This is a genomic window from Bacillus sp. SIMBA_031, assembly GCF_046535225.1.
In the GTDB taxonomy this organism is placed as follows: domain Bacteria; phylum Bacillota; class Bacilli; order Bacillales; family Bacillaceae; genus Bacillus; species Bacillus velezensis.
Genome location: NZ_JAWRXC010000002.1, coordinates 359781 through 374685 on the forward strand (window position 1 = coordinate 359781; position 14905 = coordinate 374685).

At 48.4% G+C, this 14905-nt stretch carries 13 protein-coding genes; 2 read left to right on the forward strand and 11 right to left on the reverse strand.

Annotation, left to right across the window (positions count from 1 at the left end; translation table 11 throughout):
* Positions 1-81: 81 nt before the first annotated feature.
* The 5 genes from SB724_RS08675 to SB724_RS08695 form a co-directional block, all read right to left on the reverse strand.
* Positions 82-1059 (reverse strand): electron transfer flavoprotein subunit alpha/FixB family protein, encoded by a 978-nt coding sequence (locus SB724_RS08675; RefSeq protein WP_032873765.1) that lies wholly within the window; start codon positions 1057-1059, stop codon positions 82-84.
* Positions 1060-1090: 31 nt separating this feature from the next.
* Entirely contained in the window at positions 1091-1864 is a 774-nt protein-coding gene (locus SB724_RS08680) for an electron transfer flavoprotein subunit beta/FixA family protein (RefSeq protein WP_007612949.1), read from the reverse strand.
* 13 nt (positions 1865-1877) lie between these two features.
* Complete coding sequence (locus SB724_RS08685) at positions 1878-2657, reverse strand: enoyl-CoA hydratase (RefSeq protein WP_105937467.1); 780 nt, start codon at positions 2655-2657, stop codon at positions 1878-1880.
* 13 nt (positions 2658-2670) lie between these two features.
* A complete protein-coding gene (gene fadR / locus SB724_RS08690) occupies positions 2671-3255 on the reverse strand; it encodes a fatty acid metabolism transcriptional regulator FadR (RefSeq protein ID WP_007408119.1) in 585 nt (194 codons plus the stop codon).
* A gap of 88 nt (positions 3256-3343) precedes the next feature.
* Positions 3344-5032, reverse strand: coding sequence for an AMP-binding protein (locus SB724_RS08695; protein ID WP_038459415.1), 1689 nt, complete (start codon positions 5030-5032; stop codon positions 3344-3346).
* Between the two features lie 105 nt (positions 5033-5137).
* Here SB724_RS08695 and SB724_RS08700 point away from each other — a divergent pair, with 105 nt between their 5' ends.
* The gene (locus tag SB724_RS08700) at positions 5138-5815 is read left to right on the forward strand and encodes a DUF2711 family protein (protein WP_410570790.1); all 678 of its coding nucleotides are present in this window, start codon (positions 5138-5140) and stop codon (positions 5813-5815) included.
* Between the two features lie 138 nt (positions 5816-5953).
* Here the strand turns inward: SB724_RS08700 and SB724_RS08705 are convergent, their stop codons facing one another.
* From SB724_RS08705 to zapA, 5 genes are all read right to left on the reverse strand, one after another.
* Entirely contained in the window at positions 5954-6358 is a 405-nt protein-coding gene (locus SB724_RS08705) for a DUF350 domain-containing protein (protein ID WP_003152541.1), read from the reverse strand.
* Between the two features lie 16 nt (positions 6359-6374).
* On the reverse strand, positions 6375-8732 hold the full coding sequence (locus SB724_RS08710) for an endonuclease MutS2 (protein WP_285979185.1): 2358 nt from the start codon (positions 8730-8732) through the stop codon (positions 6375-6377).
* Between the two features lie 20 nt (positions 8733-8752).
* Complete coding sequence (gene polX / locus SB724_RS08715; RefSeq protein WP_410570795.1) at positions 8753-10465, reverse strand: DNA polymerase/3'-5' exonuclease PolX; 1713 nt, start codon at positions 10463-10465, stop codon at positions 8753-8755.
* Between the two features lie 106 nt (positions 10466-10571).
* Positions 10572-11105: a CvpA family protein gene (locus tag SB724_RS08720; RefSeq protein ID WP_038459421.1), complete on the reverse strand. Its 534-nt coding sequence runs from the start codon at positions 11103-11105 to the stop codon at positions 10572-10574.
* 7 nt (positions 11106-11112) lie between these two features.
* Entirely contained in the window at positions 11113-11370 is a 258-nt protein-coding gene (gene zapA, locus SB724_RS08725) for a cell division protein ZapA (protein ID WP_007408114.1), read from the reverse strand.
* Between the two features lie 133 nt (positions 11371-11503).
* Here zapA and rnhC point away from each other — a divergent pair, with 133 nt between their 5' ends.
* Positions 11504-12445, forward strand: a complete 942-nt coding sequence (rnhC, locus tag SB724_RS08730) for a ribonuclease HIII (RefSeq protein ID WP_007408113.1) — start codon at positions 11504-11506, stop codon at positions 12443-12445.
* Positions 12446-12481: 36 nt separating this feature from the next.
* Here the strand turns inward: rnhC and pheT are convergent, their stop codons facing one another.
* Entirely contained in the window at positions 12482-14896 is a 2415-nt protein-coding gene (gene pheT, locus SB724_RS08735) for a phenylalanine--tRNA ligase subunit beta (protein WP_410570798.1), read from the reverse strand.
* Positions 14897-14905 lie beyond the last annotated feature (9 nt).

Here is a 14905-nt window from a genome sequence, read left to right on the forward strand (position 1 = left end):
CGTTGTTTTATTAATCTATAATTTGTCCGAACTAATTAACACAAATCAAAACCCTCTGACAAATAAGCCAGAGGGTTTTAATTATGAATGAATATTGGCATTTTTAAATTCCTGGGTCAGAAGCGGAACCACTTCGAACAAATCGCCGACAATTCCGTAGTCCGCTATTTTAAATATTTCTGCTTCCGGGTCTTTGTTAATGGCAACGATGACCTTACTGTTTGACATGCCCGCCAAGTGCTGAATCGCTCCGGAAATTCCGCAGGCGATATACAAATCCGGCGTGACGACTTTTCCCGTCTGGCCGATTTGAAGGGAATAATCGCAATAGTCCGCGTCACACGCGCCGCGTGAAGCGCCCACCGCTGCTCCGAGCACCTCGGCAAGTTCTTTTAACGGTTCAAATCCATCTTTGCTTTTTACACCGCGGCCGCCTGCTACGATAATTTTCGCTTCTGATAAATCCACGCCGTCCGCCGTTTTTTTGACTACTTCTTCAATGACCGTCCGCAAATCTGCCGGAGGTGCCGCAAGCTCTTCAATATCACCCGTCCGGTTCGCGTCTTTTTCTAATGCCTGAATATTATTCGGCCGAATTGTCGCCAAAATGAACGGATCGGTTGAAATCACCTGTTCAAAGGCTTTGCCCGAATAAATCGGTCTTGTAAAAACGATGTTGTCTCCGGTAACGCTTACATCCGTGCTGTCTGAGATCAGCCCCGTTTCAAACCGGGCCGCAAGCTTAGGTGACAAATCTTTTCCCATAGAAGTGTGGCCGAAAATGACCGCATCAGGCTTTTCATTTTCGATCAGATCCCCGAGAACCGCGGCATATCCGTCCGCCGTATACTGAGAAAGCCCCGGCGCATCGGCCGTAAATACTTTGTCGGCGCCGTACTGAATGAGTTCCGGTGCTGCATCAGCCGCGCCTTTTCCCATCAGTACGCCGATGACATCTCCTCCGCCGGAAATGGTTTTGCCTGCGGCTATGGCTTCAAAGGTGACGTTCCGTAAGGCGCCGTCACGAATTTCTCCGAGTACGATCACTTTTTTTCCCATTCTGACATCCCCCAGTTTCTTTAATATCGGTTTATACGACTTTGGCTTCTTTTCTCAGCAGTGACACAAGCTCTTTCGCCTGCTCAGCGGCTTCTCCTTCGATCAGTCTGCCCGCTTCTTTTTGCGGCGGCAGAAAACGTTCGATCGTTTTGAGCTTCGGTGCGGCTTCATCTTCATCAATGTCGAGATCATCGAGCTCAAGTTCTTCCAGCGGTTTTTTCTTCGCCTTCATAATGCCCGGAAGCGACGGATAGCGCGGCTCGTTTAAGCCTTGCTGTGCCGTGATGACTAAAGGAAGTGAGGTTTTAATGATTTCGGTATCCCCTTCATTGTCTTTCTCTGCCACAGCTTCATCGCCGCTGATTGTCAGTTTTGTGATCGTTGTGACGCAAGGAATGTTCAGCAGTTCGGCAAGCCTTGGAGCCACTTGGCCTGAACCGCCGTCAATCGCGACATTTCCGCCGAGAATCAGATCATATTCCCGGTCCTTGAAGTAATGATATAAGATAGTTGAAATGGAGTATTGGTCAGGATCGCTCAGGTCATCTTCAATATTGATTAACACCGCCTGGTCACAGCCCATCGCAAGGGCGGTTCTCAGTTCTTTCTCCGCATCTTCTCCGCCGACGGTTACGGCGGTAACGGTTCCGCCGTGCTCTTCCTTCAGCTGAATGGCTTCTTCAATGGCGTATTCATCATACGGATTAATGATAAATTCGGCCCCGTCCTCCTGAATCTTTCCTGCTTCAATGACGATTTTCTCTTCTGTGTCAAACGTCCGTTTCATCAGTACAAATAGATTCATAATCTTATCCCCTTTATCTTCGCCCACCGAATTGAGGCTTTCTTTTTTCGAGAAATGCCTGAATGCCTTCTTTTGCGTCATCTGATGCAAATGCTTCCCCAAAGCGCTTTGCTTCAAGCTTTAAGCCGCCGTCATAAGAATAGATCTTGTTTGAATAAAGGAGCTCAAGCAGATAAGCCATCGACTGCGGGCTTTTTTCCGCAAATTTGCCCGCGAGCGTTTTCGCTTTTTGCAGCAGCTCTTCCTCATGTTCGGCGCCTATCGTGATAAGGCCGAGGCTGAGCGCTTCTTCTCCGGTCACAGGTTCTGAAGTGCCGATCATTTCAAGCGCTTTCGCCGTACCGACGTACCGGGGAAGCCGCTGCGTCCCGGCAAAGCCCGGAATAATGCCGAGATTCAGCTCGGGCAGGCCGAGCTTTGCATCCAATGTAGCGATTCTGATATGGCAGGCCATGGCTAGCTCAAGACCGCCGCCGAGCGCAGCGCCGTGAATCGCTGCGATAACGGGCTTCGGAAACCCTTCAATTCTTTCCATCAGCTGCTGGCCTTTATCCGCCATGGCAGAAGATTGCTCAAGATTTTCAAGCGACGTAAATTCCTTTATATCGGCGCCCGCCGAGAAAAATTTTCCCTCACCGCGAATGATGATGCTTCTGACGCTGTCATCCGTTTCACACCGGTCGAACAGACCGGACAACTCATCTAAAACCGCACCGGACAGCGCGTTGGCCGGCTGATGATTAATGGTGATCACCGCAACAGATTGTTCTACCGCCATCGAAAGGCTGTTCATCCGTCAACCCCCTTTAGTTTTGATGAATCCCTGACACCAACAGCTCCAATACCTTGTCTGACAAATCCGGAAGATCATATTTCTGATCGTTCATCACCCATGTTGTCACTGTTTCATCTATCGTCCCGAATATCATCTGCCGGGCGAGGCGGACGTCGAGATTGTCTTTCCATTCCCCCGACTTGATTCCTTCGGTCAAAATGGTGTCCAGCATGTTTAAATAACCTTTTAAAATATCATTGATTTTCAGGCGCAGCTTGATATTCGACTGTCTGAGCTCAAGCTGGGTCACAATCGCGAGGTGGCGGTCATTGCCGAGCAGTGTGAAATGCTGCTTAATAACGAGAGCGAGTTTTTCTTTTGCCGTCGTTTTTTCTTTCACTTCTTCTTCCATGCGTTCAATGAACTGGCCCATCTTTTCTTTAAAAAGAGAAATGAGTATATCCTCTTTGTTTTTGAAATATAAATAGATGGTGCCGTCCGCAACGCCGGCCTGCTTGGCGATTTTGGACACCTGTGATTGGTGATAGCCGTTTTCCGCTATGACTTCTACTGCTGCATCAATAATCTGCATATACTTTGGCCGTTTTTGGTTCAATGTCATCGTTCCTTCCTTCGATAAATGAATGACTATTCATTCATAACTTCATGATAAAAAGGAATCCGGATTTTGTCAAGTTTTTCTTTTAAGGCACCTTGTTTTCACGGGAAGCATCTTCCTCTTCGACTAAACGCCTTCTTAATATTTTTCCGACGGCCGTTTTCGGAAGCTCTTTTCTGAATTCGTAAAGCTTCGGGACTTTGTACGGCGCAAGCCGCTCTCTTGCAAACGCATCAAGCTCATCGGCATCTGCCTCGGCGCCTTTTTTCAAAACGATAAATGCTTTCACCGTTTCCCCCCTGTAGGAATCAGGAACGCCCGCTACGACGATTTCCTGAACGGCTTCATGCTCATACAGCGCCTCTTCCACCTCTCGGGGGTAAATGTTGTATCCGCCGGCAATGATGATGTCTTTTTTCCTGTCGGCGATGTAGAAAAATCCTTCCTCATCCATATATCCCATATCTCCGGTAAACAGCCAGCCGTCTCTGATGACACGCGCGGTCTCCTCCTGCTTATTCCAGTATCCTTTCATGACTTGAGGGCCTTTTACAATCAGCTCGCCGTGTTCATACGGCTCCGCAAGCCCGCCTTTTTCTTCTGAATAGATTCCGGCGTCGGTATTGGGCCAGGGACAGCCGATGCTGCCGGGTTTGTTTTTTCCCCAGATGAAGTTTGAATGGGTAACCGGTGATGCTTCGGATAATCCGTAGCCTTCCACAAGCTTTCCTCCGGTCACTTTTTCAAATTTCTGTTTGACCTCAACCGGCAGCGCCGCTGAACCGCTCGGACAGTTTTCAATGGAGGACAGATCATATTTATTCAGCTCCGGATGATGCAACAGCCCGATGTAAATCGTCGGCGCCCCGGGAAAAACCGTCGGCTTCAGCCTGTCGATTGTTTTCAAGGTATCCAAAGGATTGAATTTGGGAAGAAGGATCATTTCACATCCCTGCATAATGGAAAAATTGAGCACGGCGGTCAATCCGTACACATGAAAAAAAGGCACGATGCCGAGCACCTTTTCGGCTCCCTTTTTCATTTTGTACATCCAGGCGGCGCACATTTCTGTATTGGCCTGAATGTTCCGGTGTGTGAGCATGACACCTTTCGGATAGCCGGTTGTTCCGCCCGTGTATTGAAGCACGGCGATGTCATGCGCAGGGTCAATATCAAATGGCTCCGCTTCCTCCGCTTTTTCGTTTTTTAAAATATCCGCTAATTTGTGAATTTGTTCGCAGCCGTCATAATCAATATGCACCTGCTGTTTTTGTGTGAGCGTATACAGCATATTTTTCGGAAACGGCAAAAAGTCTTTTATACTCGTTGTAATAATGCGTTCGACGAGTGATAACGTTTTCATTTTTATCACTTTCGGAAACAGCATATCGAGGGTGATGATCACGCGCGGCGCACTGTCTTTCAGCTGATACTCAAGCTCGTGTTCCGTGTAGAGAGGGTTGGTCTGAACGACAATGCCGCCGGCAAACAATACGCCGTAAAAAGCGATGACCGACTGCGGACAATTGGGCAGCATAATGGCGGCTCTGTCCCCTTTTTTCAGGCCTGTTTTGCGTAAAAAAGCGGCTAGCTTTAACGAATCTGTGAGAACGTCTTGGAATGTGAGTTTTTTTCCGAGAAAATAAATGGCGGTGTGGTTCGGGAATTGAGCTGCGGAGTTTGTCAGATTGGATGGCAGGGTTTGATCGGTAAATTCAAGCTCATGCGGAATCTCTTCGGGATATTGAGAAAGCCATGGCTTTTCAGACTGCATAATACCTCTCCCTTCTGTTTTCCTATACGCTATTATTATAGCAGAAGGGTGATTGGAATTGGAAAGCGTTTCATGTGAAATTTCGAGTTTCAGGAGGTGTTGAGTTTGCTGGAAACGCTGCATTTTGAAGAGGGAGTTCCTATCCTGCGCCAGCTGCCGAAGCCGTTTACGTCGGCCGCCTTTTTGCTCCATCCCTTTGTCCGGATGCCTGATGGGTGGGAAGAGCAAAAGCGCAAGCGGCCTTATGAACATATGTATCCGAGTGATGAGGAGATCATCGCGATGGGCAGACCCGTTTCCTGGAAATCCGTCATGACCGTTTGCGGATTGCGCTCTGAAAAAGAGACGGCGCTTGCGCTTATGACTGCTGTCATGGCACTGCGGGATGAATATGCACATCCTGAATCCGCCGAGCTGTTAAATCGGCTTCATCATCCCGATCTGTACTTGCCGAGCGACGATATTACTTCACCATTTTTAATTCCGGGACTTTTGGATGTGTTCCGTTCAAAAGGCATAAAGCGCTGCACTTATTATGAGCCTGTCGAAGAGAAAGGCATATTTTCACTCAATCAAACGGCGGCTTCGGATGTATGCGAATTGCTGCTGGCTGACATGATCATTGCCGACGAAAAACGGCGCACCGCTTTTATGAGCATATATGATTCTTTTACGACACTCTTTCTCATGGAAGATCAAGACATGCCGTCTGTCATCCGCGCCATGAATTGGGAAGCCGTCATTTGCTCTGATACGGCCTGCATAAACTGGTATTCTCAATAAAAAAGGCCGCCGATTCTAGTTCGGCAGCCTTTTTTCAGTATTAAGATGTCATGACCAGATAAATAAGTCCGATGAACAGAAAAATTCCCGCTGCCGACAGCAGCACTTTCGCAAGCTTCTCCATTTTTCCCCGTCCCCTTAAATCCCGGCGGCCACCACAAATGACAGGCCGACTGAGATGACAAATGAAATAAAGCCGACAGCTCTGTTATCTTTTTCAATTTCTTTATCAATTTTAAACCGGGGCGTCAGAAATTCAAAGATAAAATAGCTGATTAAAAGCATAATAAATCCGTATACGCCCCAGCCGATCATTTGCAAAAGCGAATTATGCTGGGCGATGCTGTGCTGAAAGACATTTGCGATACCGAGAATTTTCCCTCCGGTCGCCATTGCCACCGCAAGATTGCCTTTTTGGATTTCCACCCAGTTTTTATAGGATGTCACCAATTCAAACACGGTCAGAAAAATGACGAGACACAAGACGGCTACACTGTAATAAGCCGCGATTTCAACAAGCTCATTTTCCCAAAAAGCATTCATGACGTTTACTCCCTTTTTATTTTAGTTCGACAATCGTTACGCCTGATCCTCCTTCTCCCGCTTCCCCGAACCGCGAGCTTTTCACGCTGCGGTGGTTTTTCAGAAGATCCTGCACCCCTTTTCGGAGGGCGCCCGTGCCTTTTCCGTGAATGATGGACACTCTCGGATAGCCGGCAAGCACCGCGTCATCTAAATATTTTTCGACGCGGCTGAGGGCGTTTTCGTAACGCTCTCCCCTGAGGTCAAGTTCAAGGGATACGTGATAATCCTTCCCTTTTACGGCGGTGATTGCTTTTTCTTTTTTCGGTTCAGGAGCCGATTTGAGAAACTCAAGATCTTTTTCCTTCACCTTCATTTTGAGGATGCCGATTTGGACGTTCCATTCTTTCTCGCCGGTTTTCTCAAGCAGCGCCCCTTTTTGTCCGAATGTGAGCACCTTTACTTCGTCGCCCGGCTTCAGCTCGCGTTTTTTCTCTGTTTTTCTTTCCGGCTGCTTTGATTTTTCAAAAGCCGGCATCGCGTCTCCGAGACGTTTTTTGGCGTCAATCAGCTCGTGTTCCTTAAAGGATCTGTGTTCTTGCTTGATGGACCGGAGTTCGCGGATGATCTGTTCGGCTTCTTTTGCGGCGGCTTCCAGTTTTTCCGCAGCTTTCTGTTCGGCTTCTTCCATCATTTTATCTTTTTGGGCGTTCAGCTCAATGATTTGCTGCTGAAGCTCTTTGTGCAGTTTTTCTGCTTCTTTTCTGATTGATTCGGTTTCAGAAAGTTCTTCATCCGCTCTTTTTTTGCTTTTTTCAAGCGATGCGATCATCAGATCGACTTCGTTATGTTCGGCGGTCATTTCTGACTTCGCCTGGCCGATGATATGCTCCGGAAGCCCAAGGCGTCTTGAGATTTCAAATGCGTTGCTTCGGCCCGGCACTCCGATCAGAAGCTTATAAGTAGGCGAAAGCGTTTCGATGTCAAATTCAACGCTGGCATTCATGACGCCTTGTCTGTTATATCCGTATGCTTTCAGTTCCGGATAATGGGTTGTCGCAAGCACTCTGGCGTTTGTCCGGTGAACTTCGTCAAGGATGCTCATGGCAAGCGCCGCTCCTTCCTGCGGATCTGTTCCGGCACCGAGTTCATCAAACAGCACAAGACTGTTTTCAGACACGTCTTTTAAAATATTGACGATATTGACCATGTGGGATGAGAACGTACTCAGACTTTGTTCGATCGACTGTTCATCGCCGATATCGGCAAACACATTGTCAAATACGGCTGCTTCCGATCCTTCATCAGCCGGTATGTGCAATCCCGCCTGCGCCATTATCGTCAGCAGCCCGAGTGTTTTTAACGTAACGGTTTTACCGCCCGTATTCGGTCCCGTGATAACGATCGTTGAGTAATCTCCGCCCAGTTCAATATCGTTGGCCACGACTTGATCTTGGGGCAGCAGCGGATGGCGCGCTTTTTTCAGCCGGATAAAACCGTCTCCGTTCATGAGTGGTTTTGTCGCCTTCATTGCTTTTGCGTATCTCGCTTTGGCGAAAATGAAATCCAGTGTCTGCAGCACTTCCACATTGTGAGCGATTTCTTGTGTGTGTTCAGCCGTATGCTCCGTCAGCATTCGGAGAATTCGTTCGATTTCCTGTTTTTCTTTTACTTTCGCCTGCTGAAGCGAGTTGTTCATATCTACGATCGCCTGCGGTTCAATAAACAGTGTCGCACCGGATGAAGATGTATCGTGGACAATTCCGCCGTAGCTTGATCTGTATTCCTGTTTGACCGGGATGACAAAGCGGTCATTCCGAATCGTAACGATGGTGTCAGACAGCATTTTAGAAGCGGAAGATGAACGCAGCATCGATTCAAGCCGGTCTCTGACTCTTGATTCAAGCGTCCTGAGCTGCGTGCGGATTCCCCTTAAAGCGGGAGACGCATGATCAAGCACTTCACCATGGTCATCAATGCAGGAGTTAATCTCCCTTTCCAAATCGCCTAATGTAATCAGCTCTTCTGCATGGGCTTGTATCAGCGGAATGCCGACGCCGTCTTCTGTCATTTGGCTGATAAAATGCTTCATTTGTTTAACGGCATACAGCAGCCCGGACAATTCGGTAAATTCCGCCGGCGTCAGCACACTGCCGATTTCCGCCCGCCGTAAAGCGGATCTTATGTCTGTCAGGCCGCCGAACGGAGCATGGCCTCTCAAGCGCATGACCGCGGATGCTTCTTCGACTTCATCCAGCTGTTTTTGGATGTCTGAGAGATCCGTCAAAGGTTTCAGCTGCAGAAGCTTCTCCCGGCCGAGCGATGAGGCGGCATGTGCGGTAATCTGTTCTTTTACTTTATGAAATTCAAGTGATGATAACACTTTTTGCTGCACGGTTTTGTGATCCTCCTTACTTAATCATTGCGCGTCAGAAATGCTTTGACCTCGTGTAGCGGCCGGGCGTTTAACACATGTTTTGTTTCCGTCCAGCCTTTGCGCGCAGCGGTCACGCCCGTTTCCATATCATCGAGCATCTCGATATTATGGGCATCGGTATTAATGACCAAAGTCACGCCTTTTTCATTTGCTTTGATCAGATGCTCAGTCCGCAAATCGAGGCGCGCGGGGTTTGCATTCAGTTCAAGCGCCGTATTTGTTTTGGCGGCGAGTTCAATCAGCATGTCGATGTCGACTTCATAGCCGGCCCGTCTGCCGATCAGGCGTCCCGTCGGGTGGGCGATAATGTCCACGTGCTTATTCGTCAGCGCCTGTTCAAGCCGTTTCATAATGACATGTTCCGGCTGGCTGAAGCTTGAATGAATAGATGCGATGACAAGATCCATTTCAGACAGAACACTGTCATCATAATCGAGCGAACCGTCGGGGAGAATGTCCATTTCTACGCCTTTAAAAATATGAAAATTTTCAAATTCAGCATTTAACGCGTCAATTTCTTCCGCCTGTTTTTTGAGCCGTTCGGCCGTTAACCCGTTGGCTACCTTTAAATATTGGGAATGGTCGGTGATCGCCATGTACTGATAGCCTTTTGCCATACACGCTTCTGCCATTTCTCTGATGGAAAAAGCGCCGTCACTCCAGGCTGAGTGCATGTGGAGATCGCCTTTTATCGCTTTATGCTCCACAAGATCCGTTTCTTCCCGGTACGTGTCGACCTCCTGCCCGGTCTCTCTGAGCTCCGGAGGAATAAACGGCAGGCCGAAGTGGGCGTAAAACGCTTCTTCGCTCGGGAATGTTTTGACGTCTCCCGTTTCTATAGTTTCTACCCCATATTCGCTGATCCGTTCACCGCGCTCTTTCGCCAGCTGGCGCATTTTAATGTTGTGATCTTTAGAACCGGTAAAATGATGCAGCGTGGTGACAAACTGTTCCTCTGTCACAAGCCGGAAATCCACACTCGTCTCATATTCAAAGGTCAGGATGACTGATACTTTTGTATCCCCGCTCGCTATCACGTCTTTTACGTTCGGGAGGGAAAGAAGCTGTTCTCTGACAGCCTCCGGATGATCTGTAGCGATAATGTAATCCAGATCTTTTACGGTTTCCCGCGCTCTTCTGAGACTGCCGGCCCGGGAATATTTCTGAATATCCGTCAGCCGGGCTAAATGTTCTTCAATTACTGAAGCAATGCCGAGCGCATAGCCGATCGGAAAACGTTCCGGCTGTTTTCCGGCTTCTCCGAGAGCCTGAAGGATTTTCTCCTCCGTTTTTTTGCCGAAACCGGCGAGCCCCTGTACTTTTTGCTGCTCGCACGCTTCTTTCAGCGATTCCGCGTCATGAACGCCCAATTCCTGATACAGCTTGGCGATTTTTTTGCCGCCGAGGCCCGGAAGCTTCAAAAGAGGAACCAAGCCTTCCGGAACTTCTTTCTGCAATTGGAGAAGCGTGCCGGACACACCTTCCTGCATATATTCACGAATGACGCCGTAAGTGCCTTTTCCGATGCCGGATATAGACATCATGTCGTCGATTTCCGACAGGCTGCGGTCATCCTGCTCAAGCGCCGCTGCCGCTTTTCGGAAGGCTGATATTTTAAACGGGTTGTCCCCTTTCAGTTCCATATAGACCGCAATCGTTTCAAGCAGCCTGATGATATCTTTTTTATGCATACTGTTAACCCCCCAGTCGTTTCCTGCTTTTCATCATACAAATTTTTCTCCTCCGGCACAACTGACGCAGAGCTTGAAAAAAACTTCTCCGGTCAAGAGAAGTTTTTTATGCCCCGTACTGGGCCCACAGTTCTTGCAGGAGCCCTGACAGATACGGCGTATGATGTGTGATGATATTTGCAAGCGTCGATTGTGCGAGCATATCCTGAAGCACGCTTACCGGCAGTACGGATGCGACGTATAACAGGATAAACGCAAATAAATAGACTTCCAGAAACCCAAGCACCCCGCCCAGCAGTTTGTTGATCTGTTTAATGACCGGAATGCTGGCGATAATATTAAGCGCCGCTCCGATAATCCGAAGCAGAATCTTTGCGATGATAAACAAAATGACAAACGCGATCGCGTTGTAATAAGCCGTCTCTACGTTTCCTTTAATAAAAGACAGAGCCGCCTGCCCGCCGGAAAAATCAGGCGCGGGTATAAAGCTCAGATGCGGGGCCAGGTTTTTGTAAAAAAGCGCTGCAAACGCAATCGAGAGGATGAAACTCGTTAAATATATAAATTGGAGGATAAATCCTCTTTTTAATCCAAGCAATGTGCCCATTAAGAGCAAAACTAAGATGATGATATCTATCATATGGTGTTCATTCCTTTTCTTTAAGCTGCCGCTCCAGTATTTCATATTTTTCTTGCAGTTTCATATAATCATGCACGACATTGACCGCAGTCAATACAGCGAGCTTATTTATATCAAGATATGGATTTTTCTCGTTGATTTCTCTCATTTTATCATCAACCACTCCGGCCACATGGCGCATGTGCGCTTTGCTTTCTTCCCCGATAATGGTGAAGTGCTGGCCGTAAATGTTTACTGTCGTTTTGGTTTTTTTGCCGTCAGACAACGTTTCTCCTCCATTCCGCGAGAATCCTAGTTCCTATCATACCACGATTATCGTTTGAATGGAAAGACGAGCCTCAGGCTGTTATGATACACTGGTATATACAGTGAAAAGTGCCAAAAAAGGAGATTATATCGTGTCCCATTCTGTTATAAAAGTATCCGCTTCCGCAATGGAACAAATGAAACAATCCTATGCCGGCTCCCTTACTCCCGCCGTTCCGCAGGGCGCCGTCTTCCAGGCTAAGCCTCCGGGCTGTACCATTACAGCCTACCGCTCGGGCAAGGTTCTCTTTCAAGGAAAAAACGCCGGCACAGAAGCGGCCCGCTGGGGAACGGCTGAGGCGCCGAAAGCAAAGAAAACCGTCAAAAAAGCGGCCGACCCGCTCTACGCTCCCCCGGCGGGCATTGCCTCCATGTCAGTGATCGGCTCTGATGAAGTCGGAACAGGCGATTACTTCGGGCCGATAACAGTTGCCTGCGCCTACGCCGACAAATCAAAGCTCTCTTTAATGAAAGAACTCGGTGTGAAGGATTCGAAGGATTTAAAAGATCCGCAGATTATTGAAATCGCCAAACTGTTAATTAAAACCATTCCTTACAGCCTGCTTGTGTTAAAAAACGAAAAATACAATCAGATGCAGGAAAAAGGCATGAGCCAAGGAAAAATGAAGGCGCTCCTTCATAATCAGGCGATTTCCAATCTGCTGAGAAAAATGAACGGCGTTAAACCGGAAGCGATTTTGATTGACCAATTCGCAGAGCCCGGCATTTATTTTAAGCATCTTTCCGGACGGGATATCGTAAAAGAAAAAACGTTTTTCAGCACGAAAGCGGAAAGCATACATCTTTCCGTCGCCGCAGCCTCTATCATTGCGCGATATTCTTTCTTAATTGAAATGGATAAGCTTTCCCGAGAGGCTGGGATGACGATTCCAAAAGGCGCGGGGCCGCACGTCGATGAAGCTGCCGCCAAGCTGATCATCAATAAGGGAGAAGGTGCGCTCAGAACGTTCACCAAACTTCATTTTGCCAATACGCAAAAAGCGAAACGCCTTGTTGAACGGAAGCGGTCATAATAAAAAAGCTTGCAGAGTGATCTGCAAGCTTTTTCTTTATCCTCTTAATACGGCCTGATATGTTTCTTCCAGCGCTTTCAGCACGTTTTCATGTACTTTTGTCACTTCTTCTTCTGTCAATGTTTGTTCAGGGTTAACATATTGGAGCGAGAAGGCGACGGATTTTTTGCCTTCTTCCATATGCTCACCTTCGTACACATCAAATACGGTGACTTCTTTCAGCAGCGCGCCGCCGGCTTCTTTGATCACGGCTTCGAGCTGTCCGCTTGTAACGGTTTTATCTGCCACAAGCGCAATGTCGCGCGTGACGGACGGGTACTTCGGAATCGGCGTATACACGACAGGTTCTGTTTCCTCGGTCAGAAGCGCGTGCAGATCAAGCTCGAACACATACGTTTCTTTGATATCCAGCTCTTTTTCCATTGCCGGATGCACCTGGCCGATAAATCCGGCAAGCGAACCGTTCAATAGAATGTTTGCCGTCCGGCCGGGATGCATGTTTTTGCGTTCCGACTGGACAAATTCAACCCGGTCTGACACATTCAATTGATGCAGCAGGCCTTCAACGATTCCTTTGGCGACGAAGAAATCAACCGGCTTTTTCTCACCCTGCCATAAATTTTTGCGCCACAATCCGGTTACAGCTCCGGCAACCCGTTCTTTTTCAACCGGTTTTGTGTTTTCTTCTTTCGTCAGAAATACAGAACCCGTTTCATATAAAGCAACGGAATCAGTCTGTCTGGCCAGATTGTATGAAACGGCTTCAAGAAGATTCGGCACGAGGCTGTGTCTGAGAATGCTTCTTTCTTCGCTCATCGGCAGAGCAAGCATCGTGTTAAATGATTTTTCGATCGCAAAAGCGGCCGCTTTTTTATCATTCGTTAATGAATAAGTGGTCGCTTGTGAAAGACCCGCTCCTTCAAGGAAACGTCTCACTTTCCGGCGTTTTGCCTGATACGGTGTCAAGCCGCCTGTCGTGCCGGCCGTTTCCGGAAGCGTGGACGGAATATTGTCATACCCGTACAATCTCGCCGCTTCTTCAATCAGGTCTTCTTCTATTCTAATATCTCCGCGGCGCGACGGCACCGTTACGACGAGAACGTCTTCAGCTTCACCGACTGCAAACCCGAGGCGCTTGTAAATGCTGATGATTTCTTCTTTAGCGATTGTCATGCCGAGCACGGCGTTCACTTTTTCAACAGACACGTGAATATTGTTTGCTTCGATTTTCAGATGGTTTTCTTCAACCGTGCCTGAGAGCACTTCTCCGCCGGCATATGCCTGAATGAGACTGCAGGCCCGTTCAGCCGCCAGCAAAACGCGTGCCGGATCAATGCCTTTTTCATATCTGGCGCTCGCTTCGCTTCTCAGTCCGAGGTCTCTCGACGCTTTGCGGACGGTCTGTCCGTCGAAATAAGCGGCTTCCAGTAAAATCGCAGTGGTGTCTTCACGGACTTCAGACTCAGCTCCGCCCATGACTCCCGCAACGGCTTGCGCTTTTTTTCCGTTTGTGATGACCAAATGGCTGCTTGACAGCTTGCGCTCTTGTTCATCCAGCGTCACGATGGTTTCGTTTTCCGCTGCTTTTCTGACGACGACCTCTTTTGAACCGAACCGGTCGTAATCGAAAGCGTGAAGCGGCTGTCCGTACTCAAGGAGGACGAAGTTTGTAATATCCACGACGTTATTATGCGGGCGGATGCCTGCATTCATCAGTTTCGTCTGCATCCAAAGCGGAGACGGGCCGATTTTGACGTTTTTAATGATTTTTGCGGCATAATGCGGATTGGCCTGCGTATCTTCAACCTTAATGGAAACAGCATCCGCCGTTTTTTCTGCCGCTTTTTCATATGAAGCCTCCGGAAGCTTTACCTCTGCGCCGAGGATAGCCGCAACTTCATAAGCCACGCCAAGCATGTTCATCGCGTCGGCGCGGTTCGGCGTTAAGCCCAATTCTAAAATCGCATCATCAAGCTGAAGGGCCGCCATTGCGTCAGCTCCCGTTTCAGCATCATTCGGAAAAACGAAAATGCCTTCCGCATATTCTTTCGCCACGAGCTTGCTTTCAATGCCGAGCTCCTGAAGGGAACAGATCATGCCGTGAGACGCTTCGCCGCGCAGCTTGGCTTTTTTAATTTTGAAATTGCCGGGAAGCACGGCTCCGACCGTTGCAACGGCAACCTTCTGTCCTTTATCAACATTCGGGGCGCCGCAGATAATCTGCACGGGTTCCTCCGCACCGATATCAACAAGGCATTTGTTGAGTTTGTCGGCATTCGGGTGCTGTTCGCGCTCAAGCACGTGCCCGATGACAACGCCTTTTACGCCCTCCCCTTTATACTCGATACCCTCAACTTCAATACCGGCTCTCGTAATTTTTTCTGCAAGCACGGCCGGGTCGATTCCCTGCAAATCAACGTAATCTTCTAACCATTTATAAGAAACAAACATGTGTATCCT

Bases quoted from the DNA above. Each gene is read 5' to 3' on its own strand.
- SB724_RS08675 (WP_032873765.1), bottom strand. From the start codon at position 1,059: ATGGGAAAAAAAGTGATCGTACTCGGAGAAATTCGTGACGGCGCCTTA.
- SB724_RS08680 (WP_007612949.1), bottom strand. From the start codon at position 1,864: ATGAATCTATTTGTACTGATGAAACGGACGTTTGACACAGAAGAGAAA.
- SB724_RS08685 (WP_105937467.1), bottom strand. From the start codon at position 2,657: ATGAACAGCCTTTCGATGGCGGTAGAACAATCTGTTGCGGTGATCACC.
- SB724_RS08695 (WP_038459415.1), bottom strand. From the start codon at position 5,032: ATGCAGTCTGAAAAGCCATGGCTTTCTCAATATCCCGAAGAGATTCCG.
- SB724_RS08705 (WP_003152541.1), bottom strand. From the start codon at position 6,358: ATGAATGCTTTTTGGGAAAATGAGCTTGTTGAAATCGCGGCTTATTAC.
- polX (WP_410570795.1), bottom strand. From the start codon at position 10,465: ATGCATAAAAAAGATATCATCAGGCTGCTTGAAACGATTGCGGTCTAT.
- SB724_RS08720 (WP_038459421.1), bottom strand. From the start codon at position 11,105: ATGATAGATATCATCATCTTAGTTTTGCTCTTAATGGGCACATTGCTT.
- pheT (WP_410570798.1), bottom strand. From the start codon at position 14,896: ATGTTTGTTTCTTATAAATGGTTAGAAGATTACGTTGATTTGCAGGGA.